This is a genomic window from Pseudomonas sp. F01002 (genome assembly GCF_004402115.1).
Classification (GTDB): domain Bacteria; phylum Pseudomonadota; class Gammaproteobacteria; order Pseudomonadales; family Pseudomonadaceae; genus Aquipseudomonas; species Aquipseudomonas frigoris.
This window is the reverse complement of sequence record NZ_SOPU01000015.1, coordinates 350,685-374,855: the sequence shown is the minus strand read 5'-3', so window position 1 is coordinate 374,855 and position 24,171 is coordinate 350,685. Positions and strand designations below refer to the sequence as shown.

The 24,171-nt window shown below is 59.5% G+C and carries 22 protein-coding genes; 5 read left to right on the top strand and 17 right to left on the bottom strand.

What is annotated here, in order from left to right:
- Nucleotides 1-9 precede the first annotated feature (9 nt).
- Nucleotides 10-912 (bottom strand): LysR family transcriptional regulator, encoded by a 903-nt coding sequence (locus E3W21_RS11275; RefSeq protein ID WP_134419779.1) that lies wholly within the window; start codon nt 910-912, stop codon nt 10-12.
- Nucleotides 913-1,015: 103 nt separating this feature from the next.
- On the opposite strand from E3W21_RS11275, the gene E3W21_RS11270 reads away from it, so the two are divergent.
- From E3W21_RS11270 to E3W21_RS11255, 4 genes are all read left to right on the top strand, one after another.
- Complete coding sequence (locus E3W21_RS11270) at nt 1,016-1,348, top strand: multidrug efflux SMR transporter (RefSeq protein ID WP_134419777.1); 333 nt, start codon at nt 1,016-1,018, stop codon at nt 1,346-1,348.
- Between the two features lie 202 nt (nt 1,349-1,550).
- On the top strand, nt 1,551-2,726 hold the full coding sequence (locus E3W21_RS11265) for an FAD-binding oxidoreductase (RefSeq protein WP_134419775.1): 1,176 nt from the start codon (nt 1,551-1,553) through the stop codon (nt 2,724-2,726).
- Nucleotides 2,723-3,535: an aldo/keto reductase gene (locus tag E3W21_RS11260; protein ID WP_134419773.1), complete on the top strand. Its 813-nt coding sequence runs from the start codon at nt 2,723-2,725 to the stop codon at nt 3,533-3,535. Before E3W21_RS11265 ends, E3W21_RS11260 begins: the two co-directional genes overlap by 4 nt.
- A 32-nt stretch (nt 3,536-3,567) precedes the next feature.
- Nucleotides 3,568-4,536: a metal ABC transporter ATPase gene (locus tag E3W21_RS11255; RefSeq protein ID WP_134419771.1), complete on the top strand. Its 969-nt coding sequence runs from the start codon at nt 3,568-3,570 to the stop codon at nt 4,534-4,536.
- 118 nt (nt 4,537-4,654) lie between these two features.
- On the opposite strand, the gene hldE is transcribed toward E3W21_RS11255, so the two are convergent.
- The 3 genes from hldE to E3W21_RS11240 form a co-directional block, all read right to left on the bottom strand.
- Nucleotides 4,655-6,076, bottom strand: a complete 1,422-nt coding sequence (hldE, locus tag E3W21_RS11250) for a bifunctional D-glycero-beta-D-manno-heptose-7-phosphate kinase/D-glycero-beta-D-manno-heptose 1-phosphate adenylyltransferase HldE (RefSeq protein WP_134419769.1) — start codon at nt 6,074-6,076, stop codon at nt 4,655-4,657.
- A gap of 246 nt (nt 6,077-6,322) precedes the next feature.
- Nucleotides 6,323-8,128 (bottom strand): lipid A export permease/ATP-binding protein MsbA, encoded by a 1,806-nt coding sequence (gene msbA / locus E3W21_RS11245; protein WP_134419767.1) that lies wholly within the window; start codon nt 8,126-8,128, stop codon nt 6,323-6,325.
- Nucleotides 8,129-8,143: 15 nt separating this feature from the next.
- Nucleotides 8,144-9,316 (bottom strand): O-antigen ligase, encoded by a 1,173-nt coding sequence (locus E3W21_RS11240; protein WP_134419765.1) that lies wholly within the window; start codon nt 9,314-9,316, stop codon nt 8,144-8,146.
- A gap of 150 nt (nt 9,317-9,466) precedes the next feature.
- Between E3W21_RS11240 and E3W21_RS11235 the strand changes: the two genes are divergently transcribed.
- On the top strand, nt 9,467-10,033 hold the full coding sequence (locus E3W21_RS11235; RefSeq protein WP_256661546.1) for a toluene tolerance protein: 567 nt from the start codon (nt 9,467-9,469) through the stop codon (nt 10,031-10,033).
- Here E3W21_RS11235 and E3W21_RS11230 read toward each other — a convergent pair.
- The 13 genes from E3W21_RS11230 to rfaC form a co-directional block, all read right to left on the bottom strand.
- On the bottom strand, nt 10,028-11,122 hold the full coding sequence (locus tag E3W21_RS11230) for a glycosyltransferase (RefSeq protein ID WP_134419763.1): 1,095 nt from the start codon (nt 11,120-11,122) through the stop codon (nt 10,028-10,030). The two genes, E3W21_RS11235 and E3W21_RS11230, sit on opposite strands and share 6 nt — an antisense overlap.
- Before the next feature lie 215 nt (nt 11,123-11,337).
- A complete protein-coding gene (locus E3W21_RS11225) occupies nt 11,338-12,294 on the bottom strand; it encodes a glycosyltransferase (protein WP_134419761.1) in 957 nt (318 codons plus the stop codon).
- Nucleotides 12,291-13,721: a PIG-L deacetylase family protein gene (locus E3W21_RS11220; protein ID WP_134419759.1), complete on the bottom strand. Its 1,431-nt coding sequence runs from the start codon at nt 13,719-13,721 to the stop codon at nt 12,291-12,293. Before E3W21_RS11220 ends, E3W21_RS11225 begins: the two co-directional genes overlap by 4 nt.
- 8 nt (nt 13,722-13,729) lie before the next feature.
- Entirely contained in the window at nt 13,730-14,626 is an 897-nt protein-coding gene (locus E3W21_RS11215) for an antimicrobial resistance protein Mig-14 (protein WP_046045681.1), read from the bottom strand.
- Entirely contained in the window at nt 14,626-15,756 is a 1,131-nt protein-coding gene (locus tag E3W21_RS11210; RefSeq protein WP_111449306.1) for a glycosyltransferase, read from the bottom strand. The genes E3W21_RS11215 and E3W21_RS11210 overlap by 1 nt, the downstream gene beginning before the upstream one ends.
- A complete protein-coding gene (locus E3W21_RS11205; protein ID WP_134419757.1) occupies nt 15,740-17,497 on the bottom strand; it encodes a carbamoyltransferase in 1,758 nt (585 codons plus the stop codon). The genes E3W21_RS11210 and E3W21_RS11205 overlap by 17 nt, the downstream gene beginning before the upstream one ends.
- Before the next feature lie 173 nt (nt 17,498-17,670).
- A complete protein-coding gene (locus E3W21_RS11200; RefSeq protein ID WP_134419971.1) occupies nt 17,671-18,006 on the bottom strand; it encodes a YceK/YidQ family lipoprotein in 336 nt (111 codons plus the stop codon).
- A 241-nt stretch (nt 18,007-18,247) separates the two neighbouring features.
- Complete coding sequence (locus tag E3W21_RS11195) at nt 18,248-19,699, bottom strand: lipopolysaccharide kinase InaA family protein (RefSeq protein WP_134419755.1); 1,452 nt, start codon at nt 19,697-19,699, stop codon at nt 18,248-18,250.
- Nucleotides 19,699-20,451, bottom strand: a complete 753-nt coding sequence (locus tag E3W21_RS11190; RefSeq protein ID WP_134419753.1) for a lipopolysaccharide kinase InaA family protein — start codon at nt 20,449-20,451, stop codon at nt 19,699-19,701. The genes E3W21_RS11195 and E3W21_RS11190 overlap by 1 nt, the downstream gene beginning before the upstream one ends.
- Nucleotides 20,448-21,182 carry a lipopolysaccharide kinase InaA family protein gene (locus E3W21_RS11185; protein ID WP_129439079.1) on the bottom strand — a complete coding sequence of 245 codons (735 nt, stop codon included), beginning with the start codon at nt 21,180-21,182 and terminating at the stop codon, nt 20,448-20,450. Before E3W21_RS11185 ends, E3W21_RS11190 begins: the two co-directional genes overlap by 4 nt.
- Nucleotides 21,182-21,988 (bottom strand): lipopolysaccharide core heptose(I) kinase RfaP, encoded by an 807-nt coding sequence (rfaP, locus tag E3W21_RS11180; protein ID WP_134419751.1) that lies wholly within the window; start codon nt 21,986-21,988, stop codon nt 21,182-21,184. Before rfaP ends, E3W21_RS11185 begins: the two co-directional genes overlap by 1 nt.
- Nucleotides 21,988-23,109 (bottom strand): glycosyltransferase family 4 protein, encoded by a 1,122-nt coding sequence (locus E3W21_RS11175; protein ID WP_134419749.1) that lies wholly within the window; start codon nt 23,107-23,109, stop codon nt 21,988-21,990. Before E3W21_RS11175 ends, rfaP begins: the two co-directional genes overlap by 1 nt.
- Entirely contained in the window at nt 23,109-24,170 is a 1,062-nt protein-coding gene (gene rfaC, locus E3W21_RS11170) for a lipopolysaccharide heptosyltransferase RfaC (RefSeq protein WP_134419747.1), read from the bottom strand. Before rfaC ends, E3W21_RS11175 begins: the two co-directional genes overlap by 1 nt.
- Nucleotide 24,171: the final 1 nt, after the last annotated feature.

Below are 24,171 nucleotides of genomic sequence, written 5' to 3'. Positions count from 1 at the left end.
CGGCGGAGTTTATCGGCTTTTTTCACCGATCGTCTGCAAGTGCACGGCAAAACGTTCGGCCAACCAACGAGCTGCCGGACCCAGAGGTTCATCGCGGCGCCAGACCAGCTCTACCACCAGCGCTGGCGGGGTCCATTCGCTGACCAGTTCGACCATCAGATCCTGATACGCCGGGTACTGCACCACGTGGCGCGGCAGCCAGGCCCAACCGAGTCCGCGCACCAGCCATTCAGCCATCACGTAAAAACTGTCGGCCCGCCAGACTTGCGGGCTGGCCGGCTCGCTTCCGGGATAGACGCTGGACTGTGTGGACATCAGCAACTGACGATGCTGCGCCAGTTGCTGACAATCGACCTGAGCCTGTTGCGCCAGTGGGTGGCCGACGCCGCACACCGTGACCATTTCGACGCTGCCCAACACCCGCCGCTCGAGCGCTTCGGGAATCTGGTCGTGATAAAACAACAACCCCAGATCGGCCCGACGCTCCACCAGTTTGCGCGCGACATCCCCTTGGGCGGCGCTGGTCAGCTGCACTTCAAGGCTGGGAAATTGTTGAGCCAGGGCTTCGAAGCTTTCGATGATCGGCTGATAGGGCATCGCTTCATCCTGGGCGACACGCAAACGGGCCTCCTGGCCGCGCATCATGGCCAGCGCCCGACCGTTAAGGCGTTCGCATTGGCGCAGCACTTCCCGCGCCTCATCCAGCAATGCGTTACCGGCCTCGGTGAGTTTCGGCTGGCGGCCGCTGCTACGGTCGAACAGGCTGACGCCCAGGTCCTCTTCCAACAGCGCAATCGAACTGCTGACCGCCGACTGCGCCTTGCGCTGATCCCGCGCCACCGCGGAAAACGAACGCTGCTCCGCGACGCTGACAAACAAGCGCAGCTGCTCCAGATTCCATTGCGTATTCATGGCTCAACCCATCTTCAGAACAGATAGGTAATGACTTTACCGCATCTGGAGAATCTCTAAAATGCCGACCTCAGAAAGCAACACTTCACACGAGGATGCACCTATGACCGCTTACTACTACCTGGCCATTGCCATCTGCGCCGAAGTGATCGCCACCGTTTCGATGAAAGCGGTCAAAGGCTTCAGCACCCCACTGCCGCTGATTCTGGTTATTGTCGGTTACGGCATTGCCTTCTGGATGCTGACGCTGGTGGTGCGCAGCGTTCCGGTGGGCGTGGCTTACGCGGTGTGGGCCGGTATGGGAATCGTGATGGTCAGCGTCGCGGCGCTGTTTATCTACGGGCAGAAACTGGATGTGCCGGCAATGCTGGGGATGGCGTTGATTGTGCTCGGCGTTGTCGTCATTCAGCTGTTCTCCAAAACCGTCGGCCACTAACACCCGAAACACAATCCCACTGTGGGAGCGGGCTTGCTCGCGAAAGCGGTGTGTCAGGCAACGCTGATGCCGACTGATACGGCCTCTTCGCGAGCAAGCCCGCTCCCACAGTTTTTTTGCATCCAGCCGATTGTTCACCAACAAATCCCCTCTCCGTCGAGTCTGTATACTGCGCCCTCGTCTTGAACACTGAGGTCGCTGCATGCCATCCGTTATTTCCACCGACGTTCTGATTGTCGGCGCTGGTGTCGCCGGCCTCTGGCTGAATGCGCGCCTGCGTCGCCAGGGTTTTTCGACCGTGCTGGTGGAAAGCGCCAGCCTCGGTGGCGGGCAAAGCGTGAAATCCCAAGGCATCATCCATGGCGGCGCCAAGTACGCATTGCATGGCGCCCTGACCGGTGCCTCGGAAGCCATCGCCGACATGCCGCGTCGCTGGCGTGAAGCCTTGGCCGGTGACGGAGAACTGGATCTGACCGGCGTGCGCCTGCTGTCCGAAGCGCATTACCTCTGGTCCCCCGGCACGATCGCCGGCAATCTCACCAGTTTCTTCGCTAGCAAAGCGGTGCGCGGCCGTGTCGATCAGGTCAAGGGCGATCAACTGCCGCCAGCCCTGCAAGACAAGCGCTTCAAGGGCAAGGTCTATCGCCTGGCGGAACTGGTGATCGACGTGCCGAGCCTGATCCAGCGTCTGGCCGATTTGGCTGGCGACGGTTTGCTCGCCGGTCAGAAGATCGAACCGCTATTGGAAGGTGGCGTTCTGGTGGGCCTGAAGGTTGACGAGCGCGAGATTCGCGCCCAACGCATCGTATTGAGCGCCGGTGCCGGTACGGCAGCGCTGCTCGAAGCGCTGGGGCTGAGTCAGCCCGCCATGCAACGCCGGCCACTGCACATGATCATCGCCAAAGGTCCAGGCCTCAAACCACTGTATGCCCACTGCCTGGGCGGCGGCACCAAGCCGCGCATTACCGTGACGACCCATCCGGCCGCCGATGGTCAATGGGTCTGGTATCTGGGCGGTGATATCGCCGAAGCCGAGGGTGTTGCCCGTACCCCAGCCGAGCAAATCGCCACGGCGCAGAAAGAACTCGGCCAGCTGCTGCCATGGATCGACCTGAGCACAGCGCAATGGGCCACCCTTCGAGTGGATCGCGCCGAGCCACTGCAATCGGGACTGACCCGCCCTGACAATGCATTCCTTGCCGAAGAAGGCCGGCTGCTGGTCGGTTGGCCAACCAAACTGGCGCTGGCTCCGGACTTTGCTGATCGCGTCATCGCGTCCTTGCAGCGCGACGGCATCCAGCCAAGCAATTCTGCCCCGCTGCCCGACCTGCCAAAACCGCCGATGGGCATCCCTGCCTGGGAGCAACTGCTGCCATGAGCCAACCCACTTTGCACGATCTGCATCGCCCGCTGGGCAGCACCGGCCTGCTGGTTTCGCCACTGGGCCTGGGCACGGTAAAACTCGGCCGCGACCAAGGCGTGAAATATCCCAACGGTTTTCAGATTCCCGATGACGACGAAGCGCGCATGCTGCTCAAACTCGCGCGCGACATGGGCATCAACCTGATCGACACTGCCCCGGCCTACGGCCGCAGCGAAGAACGCCTCGGTCCATTGCTGCGGGGTCAGCGTCAGGATTGGGTGATCGTCAGCAAGGTCGGCGAAGAGTTTGCCGACGGCCAGTCCCGTCACGACTTCAGCGCCGCTCATACCCGGCTGTCGGTGGAACGTAGTCTGCAACGGCTGGAAACGGACTTCATCGATCTGGTGCTGGTGCACTCCGACGGCAACGACCTGGCGATCCTCAACGACAGCGAAGTCTATGCGACCCTCGCGGCGTTGAAGAGTGAAGGCAAGATTCGCGGCTTCGGTTTTTCCGGCAAAACCGTCGAAGGTGGTTTGAAGGCTCTGGAACAAGGTGATTGCGCGATGGTCACCTACAATCTGAACGAGCAGAACGAGAAGCCGGTCATTGACTATGCTGCTGCCCACGGCAAAGCCATTCTAGTCAAAAAAGCCCTCGCCAGCGGCCACGTATGCCTGAGTCCGGGTGTGGACCCTGTTCGCGCCAGCTTCGAGTTGTTGTTTGAACATCCGGGTGTTGCCAGTGCTATTGTCGGGACCATTAATCCGCTGCACCTCGCCCACAACGTCGCGACCGTTGCCCAGGTCCTACGTAGAAACTGATGCCGCCCACGCGGCCTTAAGCAGGAGCCGACATGCCGCGTACGCTCATAAGAAAGAACCCGAGCAACTTCAAGACCCTGCCGTTATTCGTCGAAGCGACTCCCGAAGGCCTGAGTTATCAAAGCGTCGGGATGCCGCTCAATTTCTCCCAGACGCTGCAACGTCGCCGCCCGGTGACGGTAGCCGACACACAGCGGTTTTCGCTTGAGTTGGCCAACCTCGGGGTCTCGGTGCGCCTGACCCTGCATTGGCAGAATCGCGATTACTGGGTGTTGGTGCGTCAACGTCGGCAAGACCGCGGCGACGTGGTGCTCAAACTGATCTCCGGTTACGTGCCCGCCCATGAGCTGAACCTGCCGCTGCACACCGCGATTCAGGAAATTGCCGAAGAGTGCCTGCTGGAAACCCCGGAAGGCTGGCTCGGCGGGCGTTTCAACGACACTTGGCTGCCGGCGCCCTACTCGTCCGCGCTGCATTATCGCGAAGCCCTGCCGTTTCGCCTGACGCCGCTGTCCGGCTCGGCGCGGCCGGTGCGTTGCGCCAAGATGCAGCTGATCGAACGCCCGCGGGCTTACGTGCATTTGCCGACGGCCTCGCTGCAATTGATCTATGACCTGCGCCTGGATGTGCCCAAGGAGGCCAAATCCCTGAGCCTGTTCCATGTCGACGAACGACTGGAAGGCGATCAACTGGTGGCCCGGCTCGATCGAAAACGTCCCGATTTGTATTTGATGCCGCTGCAGGACGGCCAACCGATGGCCGAGCTCTATACCTTGAAAAAGGATCAGCTGTACCCGGCGAGTACTCGTGGGTTGTACCTGGCAGAGAGTTTTGCCCAGCAGGAAGGCTGGCTGGTGAAGGATGAGCGAATTCGCTGGAAGGATTGGGTGCGGCAGCAGGGCTTGAGCCCGCCGGGGAAGGATTCAGGTTTGGCGCGGTTGCGTGGGAAGGCGAAGCAATTGCTGAAGAGAATCGTACCGCGCAAGAAAGTCAGCTCTTAAAGCAAAAGATCGCAGCCTCCGGCAGCTCCCAGCGGGCGCGTAGGAGCTGCCGAAGGCTGCGATCTTTTGACGTTTCGATAGCAGAGAATCAAAAAAAGATCGCAGGCTTCGCCAGCTCCTACGACTTGCGGATCTTCTCGACAATCGCGGTAGTCGAGCTGTTTTCCACCAGCCCCAGCACTTTCACCGTTCCGCCGTAAGCGGTCACGATGTCCGCGCCGACGACCTGCTCGATTCCGTAGTCCCCGCCCTTGACCAGCACATCGGGCTTGACCTCGCGCAGCAGGTTTTCCGGGGTGCCTTCAGCGAAGCTGATCACCCAATCCACGGCGCCCAGACCTGCCAGTACGGCCATGCGACGGTCGACGCTGTTGATCGGACGACCCGGCCCTTTCAGGCGGCTGACCGACGCATCGTCGTTGACCGCAACGATCAAGCGATCGCCCTGGGCCCGCGCCTGTTCGAGGTAGGTCACGTGGCCGGCGTGCAAAATGTCGAAGCAGCCGTTGGTGAAGACAATCTTCTCTTTATGCGCACGCGCATCATCGACCGCCAGCAACAGCTGCTCAAGGCCGAGTACACCGCGCTCCGAACCTTCTTCACGCTGGATGGCGCGACGCAGTTCCGGTGCGCTGATGGCTGCCGTACCCAGTTTGCCGACCACGATGCCCGCCGCCAGGTTGGCCAACGCCACCGCGTGAGGCAGTTCTTCGCCAGCGGCAATGGCGGCCGCCAGGGTGGAAATCACCGTGTCGCCAGCACCGGTCACATCGAACACTTCACGGGCACGGGCTGGCAGGTGCAGCGCCGGATGATCCGGACGCAGCAAGGTCATGCCGTGTTCGCCGCGGGTCACCAGCAGCGCGCCGAGGTCGAGATCATGCATCAACTGCGCGCCCTTGCTCACCAGTTCGTGCTCATCGGCGCAACCGCCGACGATGGTTTCGAACTCGCTGAGGTTCGGGGTGATCAGGCTCGCACCCCGGTAGATCGAGAAATCCTTGCCCTTGGGATCGGCCAGCACCGGAATGCCACGGGCACGTGCCGCCTGGATCAGCACCTGATGGTTTTTCAGCGCGCCTTTGCCGTAATCGGACAGCACCAGCACTTTGATGCCTTCGAGCAACTCGTCGACTTGCTCGCCCAACGCCAACGCGTCGGTGGCGAAAGGTTCTTCGAAGTCGATACGCAGCAGTTGCTGGTGACGGCTCATGACCCGCAGCTTGACGATGGTCGGCTGGTGCGCGATGCGCTGGAACAACGCCCGAACGCCAGCGCCCTTGAGGCTATTGGCCAGGCTGTCGGCAGCTTCATCGTCGCCAGTCACGCCGACCAGCGAGGCCGGTGCACCGAGGGCGGCAATGTTCAACGCAACGTTGGCGGCACCGCCCGGGCGGTCCTCGATTTGCTCGACCTTGACTACCGGTACCGGCGCCTCAGGGGAAATCCGTGAGGTACCACCATGCCAGTAACGGTCGAGCATGACATCGCCGACCACCAAGACAGGGGCTTGATCGAATCGCGGCATGGACAACTTCATGGAGCAACCCACATACAAAATGAACAGGGGCGCGATATTAACACAGGGTTGGCGTGGGCTTGTGTGACGGCTGCAATGGGATGATTCCGCAGGGCTTTCTGCTCATTTATTGATCAGAAAATCCGACCGCGGTGCGCAGATTTATTCAGGCTTGGTCAAGAAGGGTAAAGGTCTGGATACCAATCACCGGGCGCATTGCACGCCAGGTGTGCAAAAGGGGTGAGCCAGGCTCACCCCTTTTGTGGGTCAGGCGATGTCGCCAACCGGGGCGTCGAGGCCCATCGCATGCAGGCGCGAGTAGTAGCCGTTTTGCGCCAGCAGTTGAGCGTGGGTGCCGCGCTCGACGATTTCGCCATGGTCCATGACCAGGATCAGGTCGGCTTTCTCGATGGTCGACAACCGGTGAGCAATCACCAGCGTGGTGCGACCTTTCATGACCTGATCCAGTGCCGCCTGAATGTGTCGCTCGGACTCGGTGTCGAGCGCCGACGTTGCCTCGTCGAGAATCAGCAACGGTGCGTTCTTCAACAAGGCCCGGGCAATCGCCAGGCGCTGACGCTGGCCACCGGACAGCAACACGCCGTTTTCGCCGACCTGAGTGTCCAGGCCTTGCGGCATCTCCGTGATGAAGTCCATCGCGTAAGCATCCGTCGCGGCCTTTTCGATGTCGGCACGTGGTGCGCCGGCCAGGTCACCGTAAGCAATGTTGTTGGCGATGGTGTCGTTGAACAGGGTCACATGCTGCGTCACCTGCGCCACGTGTCGACGCAGATTGCGCAGACGATAGTCTTCGATTTCCACGTCATCGAGCATGATTTCGCCGGTTTCGTGGTGATAGAAACGCGGAATCAGGCTGGCCAGGGTCGACTTGCCGCTACCCGAACGACCGACCAGGGCGATCATTTGCCCCGGTGCCGCCGTGAAGCTGATGTTCTTCAGCACTTCACGCTCGGTCCCTGGATAGGTGAAGCTCAGGTTGCGCACTTCCAGGTGGCCGCTGACACGATCGCGCTCGACGGTACCCTGGTCAATCTCTGGCTCTACGTCCAGTTGCTCGAAAATGCTCTCGGCACCGGCAACGCCTTTCTGGATTGTCGAGCTGACTTCCGACAACTGCCGAATCGGCTTGGGCAACAGGCCCGCCGCGGTGATGTAGGCCACCAGGTCACCGGCGGTGGCATCGCCGCGCAGGAACAGCACCAGGAACATCAACACCGCCATGGCGGTGTAGATCACCAATTGCAGCATGGGCGTGTAGACCGCACCGGTCTTGGTCATGCGCAGTTGCTTGTCGGTGTTGCCCTGGCTGGCTTCGGCGAAACGACGCTCTTCATAGCTTTCGCCACCGAAGCTGCGCACCACGCGATAGCCCTGGATGGTCTCGGAGGCTACGTGAGTCACGTCGCCCATCGCCACCTGGATTTTCTTGCTCTGCTTGCGGAATTTTTTGCTGGTGCTGCTCACCATGATCGCGATGATGGGCAGGATCGCCAACATCACCAGGGTCAGTTTCCAGTTCATCCACAACAGGTAAGCAAACAGGAACACCACGGTCAGGCCTTCACGAATGACCACTTTGATGGCGTCCGTGGCAGCACCGGTGACCATGGTCACGTTGAAGGTGATGCGCGAAATCAGGTGCCCGGAGTTATGGGTGTCGAAATAACGGTTGGGCAATACCAGCAACTTGTTGAACAGCTCGACACGCAAGTCGTGGACCAGCCCCAACGATACTTTGGCCAGGTAATAGTTGCCGAGGAAAGACCCCAGGCCTTGCCAGGCCGCGATCAGGATGATCAGCAGCGGCACGGCCATCAGCAACTGCAAGTCTTGCAGATAGGGAACAGTCGGGAAGAGCACCGCTTCGGGGTTGCTCAGGCCATCGACGAAATATTTGAGAATCCCTGCGAGCATGGGCTGCGTCGAGGCAAAAATCACGAAGCCGACGATACTCACCAGGAATAGGCCGATATAGGGTTTTACATAACCCAACAGCCGCAAATAGATTATCAGGCTGGAATCCTGTCCCGCTTTGGGCGGTGCGTCACTCATCGTAGAGCTCACTCGTTAGGAAGAACGCGAAATTTTATCACAATCGTCGGAATTGACCCGCGCCCATACCAACACACTGGCCAGGCCCACGGGCAACCAACTGATGAACCACTCGGCCCTTGGCGTTCCAGTCAGACTGGCCGCATCGAATTGCATGGCCAAGGATGAAAATACCCATATGCCGATAATGCCTTGACCATATAGCGTTTCCCGGGCTTTCCACGCCTCACGTAAAACTGCAAGCCAGACCGCGCACCACAACAACAGCCCCGGCAGACCCAGTTCGATGGCGACATGAGTGAAGAGGTTATGGGCATGGTCAAAGGACAAGCCGTCGGCGAGCACTTTATAGTTGCCGCCAAGGCCCAGACCGCGCCATGGGTGCTCGGCAATCATTTGCAAGCTTGCCATCAGGATTTGCGGACGATAGGAAACACCGCGAGCCATGACCAAAGGTTCCAAGAACCAGAAAGCCAGCATCGCCACTGTCAACGCAGATACCGCAACGACGCGGCTGCGTCGATCGCGACACCAGATCGGCATGACGAGTAATGTCAGGAACAACGCGAAGGCAGCACCACGACTCTGGCTAAGCACGACAAACACGCCAAGAACACCCAGCGCTACGACCCAGGCCGCCTGCATCCAGAGCGTGCGCGGTACCCAATGAACAAGCCACACGGCCGCCAACCCAATAACGTAGCCACCCAGAATCGGGTGAGACAACTCGCCCAATCCTTCAACGCGCGCGTACCAGACGTTGCCATTGACCCCATAAAATTTGATGGTGGCAGCCAATGCAGTCAATGCAAGCCCAATACCGCCCCATTGCATGATACGAATGACTCGCTCGGGCCGGGTATTGGCAAAAACCGGAAAAAAAAGCAGGAATACAACGATGTACAACAAACGCTTGGCTTCGCGACCCGGATCATCGACGTTCGTCCAAGAGAGACTAATCAATGACCAGACCAGCAGACCGAGCATCGGCAGGTAGACCCAGCGCTGCTCATACAGGAGTTCTCTGATCCGGGCCCGCGCTGACCAGCTGAACACCATGGCCGGCAGCCATAGCAGTGCGACCAGCCCTTGCTGATAAAGTTTGTTGGTAGGCGCAACGGCGATAGCCAGCAGAAACCACAACAGACCTGACGTCATCCATGCTTGCACCCAACGTGTTTCTTGCATCAAATTGCTCCTTAGACAGCCCACCCTGCCTAACCCGGCATGGTTAAAACCGAAACTTTTCGGCATCATTGCCCGCCACAGTGCCCCGCTATTCCAACAAGGCTTTCTATGATGCAATGCTCCCGGCTTCCGCAAGACGCTTTAAATCAAATGATTGAAGCCGCCAGAGTACTGGAGGCCGACAGCTACGGCCCGAAAGTTTACCTGTTGCAGGATGGGAATATCCTGAAACTGTTTCGTCGCAAGCGTATTTTATCTTTCGCGCTGTTTCGTCCGTACTCGAAACGCTTCATCGACAATGCCGCCGAACTGCACAAGCTTGGCGTACCCACCCTTCAGGTCCTGCACTTCTATCGGCTGCAAACCCCAGGCATGACGGCGGTGCTTTACCAGCCCCTGCCGGGAGAAACCCTGCGCCAGATCGCCAGCAAGGAAGGGTTCGACTGGCAGCAGACACTGCCAGCTCTGGCGGGGCTGATACGTAGCCTTCATATGTCGGGGATCTACTTTCGCTCACTGCACCTGGGCAACATTGTGGTCACTCCGGACAACCGGATGGGCCTGATCGATGTGGCGGATATGCGTTTCTTGCGGGCGCCACTGCCCAAGCATTTGATCAAGCGCAACCTGCAGCATTTCGCCCGCTATATTGCACGCGAGAACCTGAACGACAGCTTTCCAATGCAGGCACTCGAGCAAGCTGTTCTGCCATCATGAAAGCAATGCACGGGCCGTCTGACTGAAGTTCAGCCAGGCCTGGTCAGGGGCCAGCTCCTGATATTGGCCTGCCGCGATTTCTTTCGCAGAGACGCTGTACGCTCGCACAATAACATCGCTCCAGGCGCTGACATCCTCTACGGGGGCATACCAACCCGTGTCGGCCAACTGCTCGCGAAACACTGGCAACTCGCTGGCAATGACGGGAACACCCGCCATCACCGCCTCTTGCATAATCAGGCCCAGACCCTCGTCTAGTGAAGGAATAGCGACCCAGTCGAATGCCCTGTAAAGCCGCGCAGCATCATTCAGATGGCCGGGCAAGGAGACACTCGCGCGCAACCCCAGGTGATCAATGCGTGCTTGCAACGCTTCTCTGGAAGACCCTTCACCGACAATCACCAATCGCAAATCGGGCCGCTGCTTCAATGCAGAAGCAAAGGCCTCGATCAGACAGGCAAACCCCTTATCCTCCACCAATCGCCCCACCGCACCGAGCACAGGCGTGTCGTCCAGGGGCAACCCCAACCGGGCGCGGGCCTCCTCGCGAGGGAGTACCGCTGAGTGAAACGCGACAGGGTCGAACGCACTACGCAGTGTCATGACCGGCATTTGAAGGTCTCGGCCCAGCGAGGCCGCCAAGGTGTTCGACACTGCGACCAATGTCAGTTGGGACGTCGAGAGCTGGTGGAAGAGGGCTCGATCTGCGGCACGAACTCGCGTGGAACCATGAACAATCACCACCGCGCGGATGTTTGGTAATGTTTTGAGAAGGGGTAAAAGTGTGCGAGCTACTCCCAAGCCATCGAGCAGCAACAGGTGTGCCCCACTTTGCTTGAGGGCTCTCTTGAAAGAGGCCTGCATCCACGGCCTCATCAGCCGCCAAAAATGCCGCCCTTTCAAACGGGCAGAGGACAGTTTCCATTCCCGGGCTTCGCCAACATTCACTCCAGACCCTGACGCGCTGCCCTGAAGCAACCAGGTCTTGGCCGATGCGGTGGCGCCAACCTGCGACAGTATTTGCTGATGAACCTTGTGAATCGATGCGAACGGCGCACCGCCGGACCACATAACGTTAAGGATACTCATAAGGCAACAAGCCAACGCATGGAACTATGCAGGTACGCTGCGGCGCACTTAATTGATAAAACAGCCAATGCAGACTCCCGGCATTAGAGACAATGCAAACTTGATGTGTTCGTGTCGACTGCGCGCCTTGCGCTGATGCTCAATCGACAGCTGTACGTGGAGCCCCAAACCGGCATGCCGAACGACATCTCCTTCCAGCGTCACAGAAGCCCTTGTCAAACGCCCAGTTTCAGACGCACTTTTTCCAGCAGACTCAACGGCGCGTGAGGACGCAATGCTGGCTCGAGCTCCTCGACGATACGCTTGCCGATACGCGCAAAGCTGAACTGGCCGACCACCAGTTCGCGACCATTGCAAGCGATACGCTGCGCCAGCTCCGGGTCAGCCCGTAGCCTCGCGAGTTTTTCCTGAAGCTGCGGGATACTTTGATAGAAAACAACGTTGTGCATATCGTGCAAACCCAGCGCGCTGCTTTCAGCCGCGCCCTGATCATAAGCCAGGAGCACACAACCACACGCCATGGCCTCGAAATTCTTGATCATGAATTCGCCCATACCGACGTCGGCACTGACGAAGTAGCGAATACGGTTAAGCGTATCGCAGTATTCCTCACCCGACTTGGTACGCGTCACCACTAGAGGTTCGACGCGCGCCAACTCATCGAGCAGTGCTTTGCGGCCGCTATAGGCGACGCTGTTGGTACTGCCGACAAATGCCAGTTCGATATCTCGCTCACGACCTTGGTCTTGCAGCAGCGACTGGTCGTATCCCTTGGGAACGAACACAGCATCGAAACCTTCCTCGCGCAAACGAGCGGCGACCATGAAACCCGAGCTAATCACCCGCGCCCAGGGTAGCTTGCGGTAATGCGCACTGAACTTTCCGGTGTACTTGCACGGGATGTAATTCTGATACGCATCGTGTTCCAGAATAACCAGATTAGGCAGGGTTTGTATGAACCTAACCTGTCTGATTTCTTTTTTGAAACGCAGGAAAAAAACAATCCGGTCGTAGCGGGTCACATCGACATGCTTGCGAAAGTATCCACGCAAGTCGTCCTGCTCCGCGCTGGTCAGCTCGCGCTTGTCGCAGTCGCAGTGCTCGGCGATACCGTCATACAGTCGATCGAGGATCGCTCGCTGCTCTTTCTGTACCAGAAACAGAACTTTCAATTGGTCTCTCTCTTTCCAGACAGCTCTTGGACCCAGAATAATTCGTGGCGTCGCACCGCTTTACGGAAGAACTCGTTTTCGCCGAAAGCCGGCCAGTGTCGGGCCGCCAGACAACGTTGTATCGCTCGGCGAAGTAGACGCTTGAGGGGAAGTCGGGGCTGAAGGTCGTGCATCATGCCCAACGACATAGCCTTGTGCCACTGTTTTTCGGTCGACAAACAAAGCGCCCAGGGCCGCAACGGTTCGTGATTATTGATCTGTGGCGGCAGTGTCACACCGGTCCCCGCATCACCCATTGGCCAGCGATCGTTGTCGTGTAGATGATTGGCGTAATGCAACAAGATTTCGGGCTGCCAGGCTGTACCGTTCAGTGCCTGCATCACCGCTTGCTGTGAGCATAGATGGTCTGGGTGCGGGTCGAAACGCGGATGTGGCAAAACGATGATCTGAGGCTGGATACGCTCGATCAACTCACTCAGGTCGGCCAGCAGATTGTTCCAGGACGGTATGCCATCGACGTCACTGCCCAGGGCAAACGGATTGAGTCGTCGAAAATATCGGGTATCGCCAAGCTGTGCCTCACGGGACACCACGGCCTCGGTCGGCGCGCTTTGCATGGCGGACAATTGCAGGCAGAAATACCCCAACTGAATACAGCGTTCCTGAGGTACGCCGCCCCACAGCGGCACGCTGATGCTATCCCAGGCGCGAAGCGAGCCTTTCAACCGGGACGCTTCGACGCCATTGAGCCCCATTTGCTGATAGTGCCCAGCCTCGATTTCACCGGCGGTCAAGGTCACGATCCAGCTTTGACTGGCGCTGCTGTACAAACCGAATGCGGCCAACTCGGCATCGTCGGCGTGGGGCGCGATCACCATCACCCGCTGACGACTGTAATCCGGATGCTCGAACGCCCTGAGCACCGGCTCACCCAGCAGTCGGCAGAAACGCCCACGCAGGCGTAACTCACCTTGCGACAGAACCTGCGCCTGACCACTGAGGTTGAGGTAACGCAGGCCGTTCACACCACGCTCGAAGGTTTGTCGGTCCGGGTTATCCCCCCCCGACAACTCGACCACAGGATCGATGAAGCGTCCCAGCCAGGTGCTTTTAATCCGCAGCGCCAACACCAGGGTGGCGTCGTCAACCAGCATGACGCCGTCGTCCAGGCGCAAACGTTCACCGTCAAGGTGAACCTTGGGCTGCTGGGTGTACGGTGGAAAGCTGTACTGATAGTCGTCTTTTGGCGAATAAAACAGGTGGTCGGCAAACCATGCCTCGTGGGCAATCCAGCCCAGAACCGCGAGCACCAACGGCAGCCACCAAGTCACCAGCACACCCATGGCAATCAATAGCACCAGCGCGATGAGCAAACCAATGCGTTTGTTGCGCCGATGGCGCTTGAGCAATTGCTGTTTGCGGTTCATGGGCTGACTCATACGGTGAACACCGGCACAGGATTGCACCAGCGATCCTTGTATTCACGATCGGCGCGACCGAAAGAAAAGCGCAACGGTTTGTCCAACGCCCGGGCATGCTCCCAGGCGCTTTGCGTATTGAGAAAACTCAGCACGCTGCCCGGACTGAATTCGCGGGTTTCGGGATCGACGCCGCCATTGATGTACTCGACGCTGATCCACTGCGGTGTCTCGACACGGTAGACCAGTTGAATCGCTATCGGCGCATCGTTGAGAAAAATCACCGAGCCGATCAGCAAATCACGCAGCAACTCGATGACCTCAGCCATGCGTTCGGCCCCCGTCGCCGGGAAGCCCCAGCGACGCTGGAACAGGTCGCAATAGATCGCCGCCAGTTCACTGCTGGAAAACTCCGCGACCGGCCGGACCACTCCGCCCGCTTCCTCCAGCAATCGCAATTCACGGCGCTGGTTGTAGCGAAACTTCTTCGACAGTTCTTCGGGAGTGCGGGCCATCGCCAGCTGTTCAGCCTGCAACTTTATGCCGGTAAAGCGGCCTTCATTCAGCGCCGACAGGTAGCGTCCACGATGACGCAGCGGCGCTTGTGCATCGGCAGCGGCCGGCAGGATGAACTCGGCATTACCAAGGTCGAACAGACCTTTTTTACCGCAACGCTTGAGCACGTCCTTGGACAAGGCGAGGTCGCGGCCCCAGGTCGGGATCGCGGCTTTGACTTCACCGTTTTGCTCCCAGGCCAGGTAGCGCACAGGAATGTCGGCCAACTGCGCCAGTCGCTCGACCACCATGGGATGAGTGGCGACGCTGCCGCCATAACGTTGCCAGGCATCGGCATATGTCGAGGCGTCGACTACCGCCCAGCCACGTTCGCGCCAGCCTTGAAATCGGTTGAGCATCAGCCCCTCGGCGCCAGTTCGGTAACGTGCGGCAAACGCCAGAAAGCATCGCGCACCGCGCGGTCGGAGAAGCGCTCACGCAAGCGATCGAGCATCAGCTCAGCACACTGGTGACGTTGCTGCTCGTCCATCGCGGCCAGATGTTGCAGCCCTTGAGCCAAGTGTTCCGCATCGCCCAGCGGGAACAAAATACCGACGCCCTCGACCACTTCCTTCGCCCCGCCACACGCCGTGGCGAGCAAGGGCACGCCGGCAGCCATGGCCTCCAGCAGTACCATACCGAACGGTTCGTGATCGGAACTCAGGGCAAACACATCGAAGGCACGGAAATAACGCCGAGCCTCAGGCACCTGACCGAGGAACAGCACGCGGTCGCCGATACCCAACTCACGGGCCAGGGCCTTGAGGTCCTGTTCCAGTCGACCGGCACCGAGAATCACCAATTGACTGCTGGCCGGCAAACCCGGCAACGCCGCAGCAAAACCGTGCAGCAGCGTGGTCTGATCCTTGTCCGGATGCAGCCGTCCGACATTGCCGACAACCCAGGCATCCGGCGCCAGGCCGAGGGTTTCCCTGGCCTCGCGAACTGATACCTGGCTGTCCTGCAAGGTCTGCACATCGATACGGTTATAGAGCGTCTGAATCCGCGCCGCCGGCCACTTCGGCAGGCAATGACGCATGTCGTCACGCACGGCATCGGAAACCCCGAGCAGGCTCAGGCGCTTGCGGAAAATATTCGCGAAGAGTTTGCGCGTACCGCGCTTGTAATCGTCAAACGCGTGATGCACGCCAATCACCGGCAACGAGGTGCCGAGCAAGGCGATATAAATAGGTTTGAAACGGTGAGCGATGCAAAAACTGAAATTGCGCGAGGCGGCGATCTTGCGCAGATCGCTGATGGCGCCCAGCTTCAGGCCACGAATGGCCTTGGAGCTGTATTCCATGAACAGCACTTCATCGGAAGCGCAGCCCGCGGCGACTTCGGCATCGGCAGCCCCGGTCAAAAACACCGTGGTCACTCGATAACCGGTCCCCGCGAACAGGCTGGCGTACTGCCGGGCGCAGTCCAGAAACGGCCCGTCATAGCCGTGACAGAACTGCAGCACATGGCGTTCAGCCGAGCGTGTCATATGCGTCCGCGCCCTCTTTGACCACCAGGATGTCTTCCATGATCAGATACTGTAGATCGGAACCGAAGAACATGTTCAGGGCATCCGTCGGCGAGCAGATCATCGGTTCGCCACGACGGTTGAGCGAGGTGTTCAGCGACACGCCGTTACCGGTCAGCACTTCCAGTGCCTTCATCATGTCGTAGTAGCGCGGGTTGTATTCGCGCTTGAGCACCTGGGCCCGGGACGTGCCGTCTTCATGGACGACTTCCGGCACGCGGGTCTTCCACTCTTCCGCCACTTCAAAGGTGAAGGTCATGAACGGCGCCGGGTGATCGATCTTGATCATCTGCGGTGCAACGGTGTCGAGCATCGACGGGCAGAAAGGCCTCCAGCGCTCGCGGAACTTGATCTGGTGGTTGATGCGGTCAGCCACGCCAGTCGCACTCGGGCAACCAATGATCGAACGACCGCCCAAGGCCCGCGGACCGAACTCCATGCGGCCCTGGAACCAGGCCACCGGGTTGCCATCGACCATGATTTTGGCGATGTTTTCCGGCATGTTCTCAAGCTTGCGCCATACCGGCTTGCTCGGGTGACGGGCGCATGCAGCGAGGACGTCTTCGTTGGTGTACGACGGGCCGAGGTAAACGTGTTCCATCTTCTCGACCGGCACACCACGGGCGTGGGACACATAGGCCGCCGCGCCGACCGCGGTGCCGGCATCGCCGGACGCAGGCTGCACGAACAGTTCTTTAACGTCATCGCGGGCGATGATTTTCTGGTTCAGCTTGACGTTCAACGCACAGCCACCGGCGAAGGCCAGCTTGCCGGTTTCCTTGAGCACGTCACCCAGGTAATGGTCGATCATCTGCAGCGAGATCTTTTCGAACAGCGCTTGCATGCTCGCGGCGTAGTGGATGTACGGCTCGTCGGCGATGTCGCCTTCGCGCTTGGGACCCAGCCACTCGATCAGCTTTGGCGAGAAGTAGAACCCCTTGCCCTTCTCTTTATAACGACGCAGGCCGATGACGTTGGCGTAGTCGGTGTTGATCACCAGCTCGCCGTTCTCGAACGAAGCCAGGCGCGAGAAATCGTATTTGCTGGCATCGCCGTACGGCGCCATGCCCATGACCTTGAACTCACCATCGAGCATCTCGAAACCGAGGAACTCGGTGATTGCGCCGTACAGGCCGCCGAGGGAGTCCGGATCGAAGAATTCCTTGATCTTGTGGATCTTGCCGTTTTCGCCGTAACCGAAAAAGGTCGTGGCGTACTCACCCTTGCCGTCGATCCCGAGGATCGCGGCTTTCTCTTTGAAACCGGAGCAGTGGTAAGCGCTGGAGGCGTGGGCCAGGTGATGCTCGACCGGTTCGATCTTGATTTTCTTCGGATCGAAACCCAATTGCTCGAGGCACCAGACAATCTTGTTGCGATAGCGTTTGTAGCGACGGTTACCCATCAGGATCGCATCGAGCGCGCGGTCCGGGGCGTACCAGTAACGCTTGGCGTAATGCCAGCGAGCCTTGCCGAACAGGCTGATCGGCGCGAATGGAATCGCTACCACATCAACGTCGGATGGCTTGATGCCGGCCTGCTCGAGACAGAACTTCGCCGACTCGTAAGGCATGCGGTTCTTTGCATGTTTATCGCGCACAAAGCGCTCTTCCTCAGCCGCCGCGACCAGCTTGCCGTCGATGTACAACGCTGCGGAAGGATCATGGCTAAGGGCGCCGGACAGGCCAAGAATCGTCAATGCCACAGGGGTCTAGCCTCTTTAGTCTGCATGCAGGCGCAAGGCGCCTCAAAGATTAATGTGCCCTCGCAAAGGGCGAGTGGCAGCTAAAGGGCGGGATTATAGCGTAAACATGGCGGGAATGACCCAGCGCATATTGCCCCCGTAAAGATGATCCTGGCGAAAGCAGCCGGCATTGCTCATCCGCGGCCTGACCTCCAGTAAATACTGATATTGCCGTCGGCAGCTTGGCGGTAAACCGTATAGGGCAGGAGGACGGTGTCGAAAACACCCGAGAGGGTGAAATCCACCAATACGAACGGCAAAAGAATACCCGTGGGATCAGGCGATGCGTTTAATACGCAAAAGTCGTACGCCAAGCCGCTGTAGATACGAGGGATGGACTGACAGTAGGTCTTTTGCTTTCTAAGGCTACGCGCCGCGTCTTCGTCATCCTGCAGCACCGTGACAGCGGTCCCGCAGCCTGATAAAACCAGTGCAAAAGTGCTCAGTAACACCGTCATTTTTATCGTCAACGTCTGCCCTCCGTGAACGTCAGGCAAACTAGCATCGCGGCCATTCAGGGTACAGTTCATGGGGTCTGTGGATCGTGTAGGACGATTCACAAGAATGTGTCCCCTTAATCTCGGGTGACTCGTCTGGCCCCTTCGCGAGCAAGCCCGCTCCCACATTGTTTTGGTGTCGCACACTTAATTTGTGTGCGACCGAGAACTATTGTGGGAGCGGGCTTGCTCGCGATAGGACCGAAGGTCCGATTCAGGCAGCGCTAGAGATATCTTTGGGAAGACGCTGATCAATGACCCGATACAGCGCACTGCTCTCAGGCCAGTTACGCATGAACCTTGCCCGATCCCGCGCGTAGGCCGGGGCGAAGCTGCTGAGCGAGGCGTGCTGACACATCGAATCCAGATCAATCAGCGCCCAGCGATCGTGCTGCCAGAACAGGTTATGCCCCTTGAAATCGCCGTGACTGATCCGCTCGCCAATCAGCTCGGCAAACAAATGATCCAGCGCCAGCAATTCGGCTTCCGGTGCCTCACCACTTTCAACGTAAGGTGCAAAGCGCTCGATGATGTCCGGTCCCGGTAAATACTCGGTCACCAAATAAGCCCGACTGCGCAACCAGAGAAAACGCTTCTCCAGCAATGCCAACGGTTTGGGTGTGGTGATGCCGAGAAACGCCAGGCGATTGCCTTCACGCCAGGAGTGCCAGGCACGGCTCGGGCGCCAGAAGCGTTTGAGCCAGTGGGCAAAACCTTTGATGTTGTAGCGCTTGATCACCAGCGTACGACCAGCCACCTCGACCTTGCCGACGCTCGCCGCGCCGCCGGTCTTGTACAGATGGCCCTGATCGAGCAACGCATCGGCCTGCGCCAGCACCGGCAGCATCGCCGCTTCTTCCTCGCGGCGAATCGCCCGCAAGCCGAACGCTCCGCGCTGGACACTGAACAGCGTGCACTCGCGGCCGACCTTGATCAGGAAGTCCTTCAGGCGCCAGCTGCGCACCTTGCTGATCTGCTTCTGCAACGCTTCCATCGGTAAGGCATGCTCGCCGTTGCTCAGCAGGTAATACACCAGCAACTCTTCGGTGTAGGGCTCCAGCGACTTGGGCAACTGGGCGAAAAACACCCCGAGGTTCTCCAGGATTTTCTGCCGCGAGAGCGGCTGGCCCGGCGTCTCCGTGCGGATTCCGGCGCCGTCGATCAAATACAGCCGACCGCCCTGGCGCAGCAGGTTGTCCAGATGCAGGTCTTCCTGCCACAGGCCCTTGCGGTGCAATTGACCGATCGCACCCAGCGCATCGGCCAATACCGCCGATTGCTCATCCGCCAGCATCGGCAAGTGCTCGACCCGTTTCCAGGCATCCCCAAGGCTTTCAGCGCCTTCAAGGAAATCAAACAGCAGCCAACCGCCCTCGCCGTCCTTCAGGCCATCAGCCAGCAACAACGGCGTGGTCAACCCCTGAGCCGCCAGCAACCGCACGCCGTCCAGCTCACGCTGGAAATGCCGCGCCGCTTTACTGCCGACCAACAACTTGGCCAGCACCGGCCGCCCACGCCAGACGCCGGCACCGACATAACGCTGCCCCGGCAACACCCGCAACAGACTCAGCAACTGCAGCTCGGCAGGGCCGGCGGCGTCGGCCAGAGGAATGTTCAGCGGCAGGCTCGGGCTGCGGCCAGCGTTTTTCAGTTCGGACAAACGCATCAGCGCGCCTCCTTATGACTACGCCGCGCGGTCAGGCGCGCAAGCCAGCTGTCGATCAGCGAACTGTCTTGCGATTGATCCAGATAGGCGGCCAGCAGCTCGCGCAACTGCGCTTCGCTCCACTCAGGCGCCCGACGCAGCAACGGCTCCAGGTCTTTGGCCCGATCACGCAGACCAAACAGCAACGGCCGGGTCTTTTCCAGGTCGATCAGCTGGGCCAGGTAACCGTCGCCGGTGGCCTGGAGAAAAATGTGTTTGGGGTAGAAGCAACCGTGAATCTGACGCGCGCCGTGCAGGCACCGAGCCAGTTGTCCACAGGCCTGCAGAATGGCCGAATGCTGCGCCGAACTCAGGTCCGACCAGCGCTGCAACAGCGAATCCAGGTCATCCCAACCGTCCAGGGCACGGGTCAGCAGAATCGCTCGGACTTCGCCGTCGACTTTGCGCTCACCGAAAAACGCCGCTTTCAACGCCGGAATACCGAACTTTTCATAGCGACTGATATTGCGAAACTCACGGGAAAAACTTGGCTCGCCAAAGGGCGCATGCAAGGTGCGCATCTGGTAGTTGCTCTGGCGTTTGAGGTAGTAGCCATGACCTTCCAGATCCAGCCGAAACACGCTGCTCCAGCCACCGCGAGCGGTATTGGGCTCGTCCACAGCGTCGAGCTGCTTGACCCAGAGTGCGTCGAAGGTGCCGAGGCCGTGACGCTCAAGCAGCGCACGGTCTTCAGCCGCCAGAAAATCAGTCATTCGCGCCCCTCGAAAAATCTCACCACGTGCCGGATCCGTTTTTTGTCGGCGGCATTCAGCCGATCACGTTGGCGGTATTGCAGGTAAAAGCGCAGGCGCTGGGTAGCCGACAAGTGATACTTGGCGACCTTGTCCAGACAGGCCAGGTCCTTGGTGATCCGGTATTTGAGCCAGAAGCCGCGCCAGAAATCACCATTGGGGCAGTCGATCAAAAACAGCCGGGCCTCATCGTCGATCAGCAGGTTGCGCCACTTCAAATCGTTATGGGTAAAACGATGGTCGTGCATGGTCCGGGTATAACCCGCCAGCTGGCGGCTGACGTTGTCGACCCAGGCGCGGTCCGCCAGTTTAGGATCATGCCGCTCGGCCAGGGCCGACAAGTCTTCGGTATGCGGCAGCTCACGGGTGATCATTGCCCCGCGATCGTACGCCGCACCGCGACGTTCCAGACCCCAAGCCACCACTTCGGCGGTAGGAATGCCCCACTTGGCAAAGCGCTTGAGATTTTGCCACTCGGCTTTCACCCGAGGCTTGCCCAGGTAACGGCGCAGACCTTTGCCAGCACCCACGTAGCGTTTGACGTAATAGTTGACGCCATTGCGCTGGACGCGAATGACCTCGGACAACAGGTCGCGCGTCAGGCGTTCGCCCTCAAGCGCAAACACAGCCTCAAGACTGCCGAAATCTTCTGCAAGATCACTGTACGCAGGCTCCAGTTTCCAACCCGCCATCAGAGCGCATCCCCGTATCGCTGTTTACGGTCGTAGAGTTTGTTGGCCTTGCCTTCGAGCCAGGCGAGCAACCCGGCTTCCTCGCCCAGTATCTGGCGCAGGGGCTGCTGGAAATAACCCTTGAGGAAACGCAACTTGTCACGACGGGTCAAGCCGATGTCCAGGGCCGAAAAGTACAGCGCCGCCAGATCCTTGTTGCGCCAGCGTTGGGTAATCGTCGGACGGGTCTGGGCGCGGTGCAGGTCGATCACCGAGAGCCTGAAATCGTCGGCCGTCACCGGCTTGTCGGTGTGCAGCAGAAAGTGACAGATGTAGCAGTCGCGATGGTTGACCCCGGCGCGGTGCATCATGCCGGTCATGCGCGCGACTTCGGCGATCAGTGCACGCTTGAGTTTTGGCTCGGGCGGGTGCTTGATCCAGTCGATGCTGAAGTCTTCGAGGCTGACAGTGGGCGCCAGCTCTTCGGTGACGATGAACGAATGCTGGTCCGCCGGGTTGCTGCCCTTCTCGCCGTAAGCCACGGCGGTCATGGTCGGCACGCCGACCTCTTGCAGGCGCTGGATGGCCTTCCATTCCTGGCCGGCACCGAGCACCGGCAGTTTGGCAGTGAGCAGGTTCTTGAAGATCTCGCCCCAGCCAATGCCACGGTGGATCTTCACGAAAAAGCCATTGCCATCGACTTCGGTACGCAGGGTTCGGCGCGCTTCAAGTTCGCGGTATACCTCGCCCTGGAGGCCCTCGACTTCAGCGAACGGGTCACGTCCGGCCCAGAGGCTCTTGAACGGTTCAGCCAGCATCAACTTCATTAAGCGTGCTCCGCCAGAATCACATCGGCCGCGTGCTGCGGCATGCTGTAGAGGTCGGCCGTCTCGGCAAAGGCCAGACCATTGCGGCTCCAGGCCGCCCGTGCTTGAGCGTCGTTCAACATACCGGTCAGGTACTGAGTCAGTTGCGCCTGATCGAAAGGCTCTTCCAGCACCAGACCGGCGTCGGCCTCGGCGATGTAATGGGCGTAACCACACACCGCACTCACCAGCACCGGCAACCCGGCCACCAGGGCTTCGAGCAACACGGTTCCGGTGTTTTCGTTGTACGCCGGGTGAATCAACAGATCGGCGCCGAGCAGAAAACGCGGGATGTCGCTGCGGCCCTTGAGGAACGTCACGTTATCGCCGAGCCCCAATGTGGCGCTCTGCATCTGGAATAATTTGGGGTCGTCCTGGCCAATTACAAACAGCCGGGTGCGTTTCTTCAGATCGGCGGGCAATGCGGCCAGCGCCTTGAGGCTGCGATCCACACCTTTGGTCTTGAACCCGGAGCCGATTTGCACCAGCAGCAGATCATCGTCTTTCAGGTTGAATTCGCGACGGAACTCGGCACGGATCTCGGCGGCATTCGCCGACGCGCGACGGTCCTGAGAGATACCCGGCGGCAGCAAATGGAAGCGCTCAAGCGGCGTGTCGTAATGCTTGATGAACAGTGGCTGCTGAACTTCGGAAATCATCAGGACTTCGGTCTTGGCATCCTTGGCGAACACCGCGCGTTCGTACTCGGCGAAGTGCCGGTAGCGGCCCCAACGGCGGTACAGCGAGTTGCGCAGGTTTTGTGCCTTGTCTTCGAAGCAGCCATCGGCGGCGTAGTAGACGTCCAGACCCGGCATTTTGTTGAAGCCGATCAAACGGTCCACCGGACGCTTGGCCAGATCCGCTTCCATCCATTCGCTGAGTTTCTCGTTGCGTCGATGATTGAAGAACGCCTTGACCGGCGCCACCAACACTTCGAAGCCCGGTGGAATGTCGCCTTCCCAGATCAGCGTGTAGACCCGAATCTGATGGCCGCGTTGCTGACATTCCAGGGCGATGCGCATGAAATCGCGCTGCAAGCCCCCGAATGGAAAGTACTTGTACAAGACGAATGCCAATTGCATCAGCGCAGCTCCTCAGCCAGTAACAACGTGCTCAGTCGGGTCGCGACACGCTCGGGATTCAGACGCGTGAAGCACAGGGGCCACTCGCGTTTAAGGTCAAACTGACGGGCATCTTCGGCCGTCGGTTGATACGTACATTTCTTTTGCATACACGGCGCGCAGGGGAAATCGCTGGCGATGTGAATCTGCGCTTTACCGTAGGCACCGGTCAGGCCCGGGTTGGTCGGGCCGAACAACGATATCGTCGGCACGTCCAGCGCAGCGGCGAGGTGGCCGAGACCAGTGTCCACCGCCACGCAGGCTTGCGCACCGGCCAGCACTTTGCCGACACCCGCCAGATTCAGCTTGGGCAGCACTTCGACGTGCCTCATGTCTTTGGCGATGCGTTCGGCCCGGGCTTTCTCGATCGGATTACCCCACGGCAGCTTCACCGCGACACCGAGATAGCCGACGCGCTCGGCCAACTCGCGCCAGTAGGCTTCAGGCCAGTGTTTGGTGTCCCACGTGGTGCCGTGCAGGAACACCACGTAAGGATTCTTGCGCGGCAATTCCACCAGTCGTTCGACGTTCAGGCCGTAATCGCCCAAGCCTTTGGGCAGGTCGTAACCAAGGGCCACGGCAAACAGCTGACGCACCCGCTCCACCGCGTGTTGCCCACGGGCCACGGCCAGACGCCGGGAATAAAAGCGTGCGGCAATCGGCTCACGGGCCGAGTTTTTATCCAGCCCGGCCACCGGGGCTTTGGCGTATCGGGTCAGCAACGCACTTTTCAGCAGGCCCTGGGCATCGATCACCAAGTCATATTTGTTGGCGCGAACGCTTTGCTTGAAGCGCTTCCACTCGCCACTCTTGATGGTCTGCCAGATGTTTTTGCGCCAGCGACGGATCGCCACCGGAATCACCTTGCCCACGGCCGGGTGCCAGGTCGGGATTTCGGCGAAGCCTTCTTCCACCACCCAATCGAACTGGATGCCGGGGATCGCCCGTGCCGCGTCGGTCAGCGCCGGCAACGCGTGAATCACGTCGCCCAGCGAAGAAGTCTTGATCAGCAGTACCCGCAAA